The 7,668-nt window shown below is 47.5% G+C and carries 6 protein-coding genes and 1 other annotated feature; of the genes, 1 reads left to right on the top strand and 5 read right to left on the bottom strand.

Going from position 1 to position 7,668, the window contains the following annotated elements; all coding sequences use genetic code 11:
• Nucleotides 1-159: 159 nt before the first annotated feature.
• From serS to pdxS, 4 genes are all read right to left on the bottom strand, one after another.
• A complete protein-coding gene (gene serS / locus B4F99_RS01435; protein WP_035409899.1) occupies nucleotides 160-1,437 on the bottom strand; it encodes a serine--tRNA ligase in 1,278 nt (425 codons plus the stop codon).
• A 61-nt stretch (nucleotides 1,438-1,498) separates the two neighbouring features.
• Nucleotides 1,499-1,706: a binding site (T-box leader), on the bottom strand.
• A 12-nt stretch (nucleotides 1,707-1,718) separates the two neighbouring features.
• A complete protein-coding gene (locus tag B4F99_RS01430) occupies nucleotides 1,719-2,954 on the bottom strand; it encodes a D-alanyl-D-alanine carboxypeptidase family protein (RefSeq protein WP_290754899.1) in 1,236 nt (411 codons plus the stop codon).
• 91 nt (nucleotides 2,955-3,045) lie between these two features.
• On the bottom strand, nucleotides 3,046-3,624 hold the full coding sequence (pdxT, locus tag B4F99_RS01425) for a pyridoxal 5'-phosphate synthase glutaminase subunit PdxT (protein WP_290754898.1): 579 nt from the start codon (nucleotides 3,622-3,624) through the stop codon (nucleotides 3,046-3,048).
• Entirely contained in the window at nucleotides 3,618-4,505 is an 888-nt protein-coding gene (pdxS, locus tag B4F99_RS01420) for a pyridoxal 5'-phosphate synthase lyase subunit PdxS (RefSeq protein WP_290754896.1), read from the bottom strand. Before pdxS ends, pdxT begins: the two co-directional genes overlap by 7 nt.
• A gap of 116 nt (nucleotides 4,506-4,621) precedes the next feature.
• On the opposite strand from pdxS, the gene B4F99_RS01415 reads away from it, so the two are divergent.
• On the top strand, nucleotides 4,622-6,025 hold the full coding sequence (locus tag B4F99_RS01415) for a PLP-dependent aminotransferase family protein (RefSeq protein ID WP_214856861.1): 1,404 nt from the start codon (nucleotides 4,622-4,624) through the stop codon (nucleotides 6,023-6,025).
• A 42-nt stretch (nucleotides 6,026-6,067) separates the two neighbouring features.
• On the opposite strand, the gene guaB is transcribed toward B4F99_RS01415, so the two are convergent.
• Nucleotides 6,068-7,534, bottom strand: coding sequence for an IMP dehydrogenase (gene guaB, locus B4F99_RS01410; RefSeq protein ID WP_214856859.1), 1,467 nt, complete (start codon nucleotides 7,532-7,534; stop codon nucleotides 6,068-6,070).
• Between the last annotated feature and the right edge of the window lie 134 nt (nucleotides 7,535-7,668).

Below are 7,668 nucleotides of genomic sequence, written 5' to 3'. Positions count from 1 at the left end.
TTAAACCACTTGAGTACGCCTCCGTACTTCTTACCAGATCATGATGACCTGTCTGTTTTCCTGACATTAATTATGATAGCATCTGCCTTTTGACGTGTAAAGACCTTTTCTAAAAAAACTTTTTAAAATACAGAAAGGGGGATTACTCCCCCTTCTGACTTAAGCTTGAATCACTTCAAGACCACCCATGTATGGACGAAGCACTTCTGGAATAACAACTGATCCGTCCGCTTGCTGGTAGTTCTCTAAGATCGCAGCAACTGTCCGACCGACTGCAAGGGCAGAACCATTCAACGTGTGAACGAATTCTGGTTTTGCGTTCGCTTCGCGGCGGAAACGGATTTGCGCTCGGCGTGCTTGGAAATCTTCAAAGTTTGAACAAGAAGAGATTTCACGGTAGACGCCTTGACTCGGCATCCAGACTTCGATGTCGTATTTCTTTGCAGCCGTGAATCCAAGATCAGCTGTACACATGCTCAATACTTGATACGGCAGTTTCAGCTTTTTCAAGACTGTCTCTGCCTGTCCCGTTAACAATTCAAGTTGCTCGTAAGATTCTTCTGGTTTGACGAAACGAACGAGTTCAACTTTATTGAATTGGTGCTGACGGATCAAACCGCGTGTATCGCGTCCGGCAGAACCAGCTTCTGAACGGAAACATTGGCTGTATGCGGCATAGCCGATCGGTAACTGATCTGCAGTCAGGATTTCTTCGCGGTGCATGTTCGTCACTGGAACTTCTGCTGTCGGTACGAGGAAGTAGTTCGTCTCTTCAATCTTGAACGCATCCTCCTCGAATTTCGGCAGTTGTCCTGTTCCTGTCATTGAATCGCGGTTGACCATGAGTGGCGGCAAGATCTCTGTGTAGCCATGCTGATCTTGATGGAGATCCATCATGAAGTTGATCAATGCCCGCTCAAGACGTGCCCCTGCCCCACGATAAAAGACAAACCGGCTACCTGTGACCTTTCCAGCACGCTCTACGTCAACGATCTTTAATTGCTCCATCAAATCCCAGTGCGGAACCGCTTCGAAATCAAACGCTGGTTTATCACCGACTTCACGGATGACGACATTGTCATCTTCAGAAGAACCGACCGGTACGCTGTCATGTGGAATGTTAGGAATACCGAGGAGAAGTTGATTCAATGTCGCTTCGACGTCACGTAATTCGTCGTCAAGCGTCTTGATCTCGTCCCCGACACTACGCATCGCAGCAATCGCTTCATCTGCATTCTCTTTATTGCGTTTCAGTTCAGCGATTTTTTTCGTCGCTTCATTTCGTTCTGCTTTCAACACTTCTGTCCGCGCAATCAGTTCTCGACGCTTCTCATCAAGTGCAAGGAAACGGTTCATGTCCGTCAAGTCCTCTCCTCGGTGCGCTAACTTTTCTTGAATGGCGTCAAAATCTTGGCGTAATCGTTTAATATCAATCATCTTCAATTCCTCCTTTATGTCATAAAAAAAGGCGACTCGTCTCTTTCCGGTATTCCTACCGAAAAGGGACGAATCACCTGGATCCGCGTTGCCACCCTCATTGCTAGACACATCTAGCCAACTTAAGACGCGATAACGGGCGTACCCGCACCTTGTTCGCAAGGTGTGCGATCCGGCTCGATTCAATCCATCGATCTGACTAGTTCACACCACCCACTAGCTCTCTTAACAGTATCGATACATCTACTTGGTCCGTTCATAGCATCTTTATGAGATTAGTCTTACTTTACACCATCGTCTTGGAAGTTGACAAGAGCCGATTGTTGAATCGCTTGTTCAATTTGCTTCGACCAAGCCGTCCAAGCGCGGACGAGGCGTGTCGGAACACTCGCAAGTGGAACGGCAGTTGCGCTATACAAATTCACACGCGGTGTCTCAAAACCTGGTAGATAGACCCCATCGTCCGCGACCTGTACCGTACCGACGATTTCTTGTTTCGTCACAGGAGCTGTTGTTTTTGAGAAGTCGAACCGTGGTTCCCGCGTCTTCGCTTGTTTTAAGACCGTGATGTATAACGAACCGTCCGTGACGACGTCTAACTGCCGGATAGTTGCCCCTTTAATCGGAAGAGCGTCTTTGATCCGTTCCCCTTTTCCGTAATACGTCAACGGCTCAAACGTCGCAAAACCATAGTCGAGTAGCTTTTTCGTTTCCTTGAAACGGGCTTGATCGGAATCCGTTCGCATGACGACCGTGACAAGTGTCATATTATCCCGCGTCGTTACGCTCGCGAAGCAGTAACCTGCTAAATCGGTCGTTCCTGTCTTCATCCCCCGCATGCCAGCATATGCGAATTTTTCCTTCGCCAGCATCTTATTCGAGTTATTCAAGACCTCTCCATCAAGTTTCATCTGTGTTTTATTCGTCACATCCAGTACATCCGGATAATCCTTGATGTAGCGGATGACGAGTAACGCGATATCCGTTGCTGTCATCAGATTTGTTCCTGGAAGCGTCGCATCGACAGCATCAAGTCCGGATGCATTCGCATACTCCGTATCGTTCATACCAAACTGTTTCGCTGTCTCATTCATTTTTTCAACGAATGTCGCCTCTGAACCGGATACCGTTTCGGCTAACATGACAGCTGCATCATTGGCTGATTTAATGAACGCCGCGTTATACATCTCACGAACCGTATATGTTTTTGCTTTAACAGGAACACGAGCGATGCCGGACGTGTTCGCAAGCTTCAACACTTTTGCACTCGGTTTGATTTTTTGATCCCACGTCAGATTTTTTAATTCGATTTGTCGTCGAACGAGATAAAGCGTCATCAGCTTTGTCATCGAAGCCGGTGGTAAAGAAACATCCGCTTCCGATTGAAGGAGGATTTTTCCTGTGACCGCATCGGCCATTATGTAAGACTCTGCTTGAATCGAAGGTGCCGCTTGTCCAGTTGTAGGAAAACCTACGACCAGCAGGACACTTAAACAGAGTAGCAAGATTCGTTTCATCGTGTCTCTCCTTCACTCAATCATTCATTTTACAAATAGTGTAGCACAAAAGAAGCACCTGACAGTAGAACCTGTCAGATGCTTCCACACTTTATGAACGGACGGACTGCCGCTGTTTGATTTTTTGTAAAAAATAGCGGTGCAAACGATCATCCTCTGTCAATTCAGGGTGGAATGAGCACGCGAGGTGTAATGATGTCTCGACGGCAACGATCTGATCTTCGACTTTCGCAATCACGCGTGTTCCTTCCCCGACAGACAGAATCAATGGCGCTCGAATGAATACTGCCTCGATTGGTTCCTCAATTCCTTCAACCGGTAGCAATCCTTCAAATGAATCAATTTGTCGACCAAAAGCATTTCGACGGACCGTCATCGAAATTGCGTTGAGATGGCTCTGACCTGCTTCGACAGCGGTTGCGAGTAGAATCATTCCGGCACATGTCCCGAACATCGGTAGCGTCGTCGCTTTTTCCCGAAGCGGTTCCAGCAATTCATAACGTTCGATCAATCGACGCATCGCGGTCGATTCGCCTCCTGGTAAGACGAGTCCATCCAGCCCTGCAAGATCACTCGCTTGTTTGACTAGAACGACATCGACACCAAGACCTTCCAGCTGCTGTTGATGTTCACGGACTGCACCTTGAACATCCAGAATACCAATTACCATCCGCGTGTCGCCATCCGTTCCTCAAACGGCATCGAAGTGACATCGATTCCCTTCATCGCTGTTCCGAGCCCTTTGGATAAAGAGGCGATCCGTTCAAAATCATCTTTGTACGTCACGGCTTCGACAATCGCCCGAGCCACACGTTCTGGGTGTTCTGATTTAAAGATCCCCGATCCGACGAAGACACCATCTGCCCCTAAATGCATCATGAGAGCGGCATCAGCTGGTGTCGCAACTCCCCCGGCTGCAAAATTGACGACCGGTAGACGTCCCTGTGTCCGAATATCACGTAATACTTCGTACGGCGCACCCCATTCTTTCGCAAATGTCATCAATTCATCTGGACTGACATGCAAAATCTGATTCAACTGCGCTTGAATTTGTCGCATATGGCGAACGGCTTCGACGACGTTCCCGGTTCCAGGCTCGCCTTTCGTCCGAATCATCGCCGCTCCTTCGGCAATCCGGCGAGCGGCTTCCCCAAGATCGCGTGCGCCACAGACGAACGGTACGGTGAACTCCGATTTCAGTAAATGATATTGCTCGTCTGCCGGAGTCAGTACCTCGCTCTCATCGATGAAATCGACCCCCATCGATTCAAGGACACGCGCTTCGACGATATGACCAATCCGGCATTTTGCCATGACGGGGATCGAGACTGCTCCAAGTACCTCTTCCGTGACCAACGGATCTGCCATCCGTGCCACACCTCCGTCACGACGAATATCTGACGGGACACGTTCGAGTGCCATGACTGCGACAGCTCCTGCTGCTTCCGCAATCTTTGCTTGTTCCGCATTGACGACATCCATGATGACGCCACCCTTTTGCATTTCAGCCATTCCACGTTTGACACGATCCGTACCTTGTTGACGTTCCATATCCATTCCCCCTTGGTTGACTTTCACCCCTTTAGTATACGGAACGTTGACACTTTTAAAAGTATCAGTTTATGATGATTTCAACAGGTCAGTTTATTATGAAGGAGTCATACGAGATGGACATGCTATCGTTTCAACTTACACGCGATCAAGAGAAACCACTTTATGAACAACTTTATCAACAGATTCGAAACGAAATCATCGTCGGGCGTTTAGCCTACGGCACAAAATTGCCTTCTAAACGAAAGCTCGGTCAATTCTTGAACTTAAGTCAAACGACGATTGAACTTGCTTATCAACAACTTGTCGCAGAAGGTTATGTCGAATCCATCTCGCGTAAAGGGTATTTCGTTCTTGCCTATGAGGAACTTGCTTACGTCAAAACCTCACCCGTCATCGAACCGCGTGTGACTAAAGAAAAACCGGTCATCACGTATGACTTTCATCCAAGTAAGATTGAAGGGATCTCTTTCCCGTTCACCCGTTGGCGAAAGTATGCCAAAGACATCATCGATACCGATCACCATCCACTCGTCTCGCTCGGTCATCCGCAAGGCGATCAAACGTTGCGTGAAGAGATTGCGACCTATCTTTATCACTCACGTGGTGTTGTCTGTTCTCCGGAACAGATCGTCGTCGGTTCAGGTATCGAGCAACTGTTGCCCATCGTTCTTTTCTTACTAGGACGAAACGTCACGTATGGCATCGAGGATCCCGGTTATCATACGACACGCCTCTTGCTTGAAAATCATGAACGAATGATTGAACCGATTCGTGTCGATGCGAATGGATTACGCATCGATCAACTGCAGGAATCAAATGTCGATGTCATGTATGTCACACCGGCACATCAGTTTCCGTCAGGTAGCATCCTGTCCGTCAATCGAAGACACCAGTTGTTGAACTGGGCGGCGATGGATCCGACCCGTTTTATCATCGAAGACGACTACGATAGCGAATTCCGCTATAGTGGTAAATCGATCCCGTCTCTTCACAACATGGACAGCAATCGTGTCATTTATATGAGTACCTTCTCAAAATCGCTCATGCCTTCACTACGGATCGGTTATATGGTCTTACCGGAAGTCTTACGCGCACAGTATCAAGCCGAATTATCCCATTATACCTGTAGTGTCTCGCGCTTTGATCAAACGATCTTGACACGTTTCATGAAAGAGGGCGACTTTGAACGACATCTTAATCGGATGCGTAAAGTCTATCGTCGTAAACTAGATGTGCTGATCCAATCGCTTCGTCGGATCCCTGCTTTACGGTTGACTGGCGAAAGTGCTGGACTCCATGTTGTCGTTTCCGTAGCGAACGGAATGACGGAGCAAGAGCTAGTAAAGCGGGCACAACAACAAGGCATCCAAGTATACGGTCTCTCTCAATATGCCCAGTTACCGCTTCTCTCCAATACGCCTCAAATCGTTCTTGGATTTGCGAGTCTCTCTGAGCATGAGTTGACGGAAGGATTACAATTATTGATAGACGCATGGAATCTGCATAGATCATCATAAAAAAAGCCTCGCCTTTCTGCTAGAGAAAGACGAGGCTTTTGTTTATTGACGTGTGTAGTTAGAGGCTTCTTTGGTAATTTGAATATCGTGCGGATGGCTTTCTTGCAAACCAGCGCCCGTCATACGGATGAACTGTGTCTCTTCACGCAATTCTTCTAACGTCGCAGCACCACAGTATCCCATACCTGAACGAATACCACCGACGAGTTGGTACACTGAGTCACCGAGTTTACCACGGTAAGCGACCCTTCCTTCGATTCCTTCTGGAACGAACTTCTTGTCTGCTTCTTGGAAGTAACGGTCTTGGCTACCGCGTTTCATCGATGCTTCAGAACCCATACCACGGTACGTCTTGAATTGACGTCCTTGATAGATCTCCATCTCACCTGGGCTCTCTTCTACTCCTGCAAGCAAGCTTCCGAGCATGACAGCGTGACCACCAGCAGCAAGTGCTTTCACGATATCCCCAGAGTACTTAATGCCACCGTCAGCGATAATCGAAACGCCGTGTTTTCGTGCTTCTGTCGCACAATCGAAAACGGCTGTGATTTGTGGTACACCGACACCTGCGACAACACGTGTCGTACAAATCGAACCAGGTCCAATACCGACTTTAATGACAGATGCACCGGCTTCAATCAAATCGCGTGTTGCTTCTGCAGTCGCAACGTTGCCTGCAATGATTGGTAAGTTTGGATATTCTTCACGTAATTCACGTACCTTGACGAGAACACCTTCTGAGTGACCGTGAGCTGTATCGACGACGAGTGCATCAACACCTGCATCGACCAGGAACTTCGCACGTGTTGAAGCGTCTTTCGTCACACCGACAGCTGCTGCGACAAGTAAACGACCGAATTGATCTTTCGCAGCATGTGGATACTGTTCGACTTTTTCGATATCTTTTGTCGTGATTAATCCTTTTAACACACCGTTCTCATCAACGAGTGGTAACTTTTCGATGCGATGCTTATGGAGAATCTGTTCTGCTTCTGCGAGGGACGTACCAACTTTTGCTGTCACGAGTTCTTCTGTTGTCATTACTGTTTCAATGACGGTCGAATAATCCTTAACGAAACGAAGATCACGGTTCGTCAAAATCCCTACTAATTTACGCTCTGTTTCGTTGTTAACGATCGGAACACCTGAGATGCGATATTTACTCATTAAATACTCAGCATCGTAGACTTGACGCTCTGGCGTTAAATAGAACGGATTCGTGATGACACCATTTTCAGAACGTTTGACGCGATCGACATGTTCTGCTTGTTCTTCCATTGACATGTTCTTATGAATAACACCAAGACCACCTTGGCGTGCCATTGCGATTGCCATCGGAGCTTCTGTGACTGTATCCATCCCAGCACTGATCAACGGAATATTAAGTGTGATCCCTTCACATAGCGTGACAGATAAATCAACGTCGCGCGGTAAGACACTCGAACGACGGGGTACGAGTAAGACGTCATCAAACGTCAAACCCTCTTTAGCAAATTTGTTCTCCCACATGTTATCCACTCGCTTTCTCTTTTATAAAAGAATATTGATGTTATGGTAACAAGCAGAGGGTGTCATGTCAATGACTCGACCAATAATCAGAACAGTCTGAAGTTTCACATAACACAAAAAGACCGACCTGCAAT

This window comes from Exiguobacterium sp. UBA3491, assembly GCF_002377745.1.
Lineage (GTDB): Bacteria > Bacillota > Bacilli > Exiguobacteriales > Exiguobacteriaceae > Exiguobacterium_A.
The sequence above is the reverse complement of the archived record's forward strand: the minus strand, read 5'-3'. Positions and strand labels throughout refer to the sequence as shown.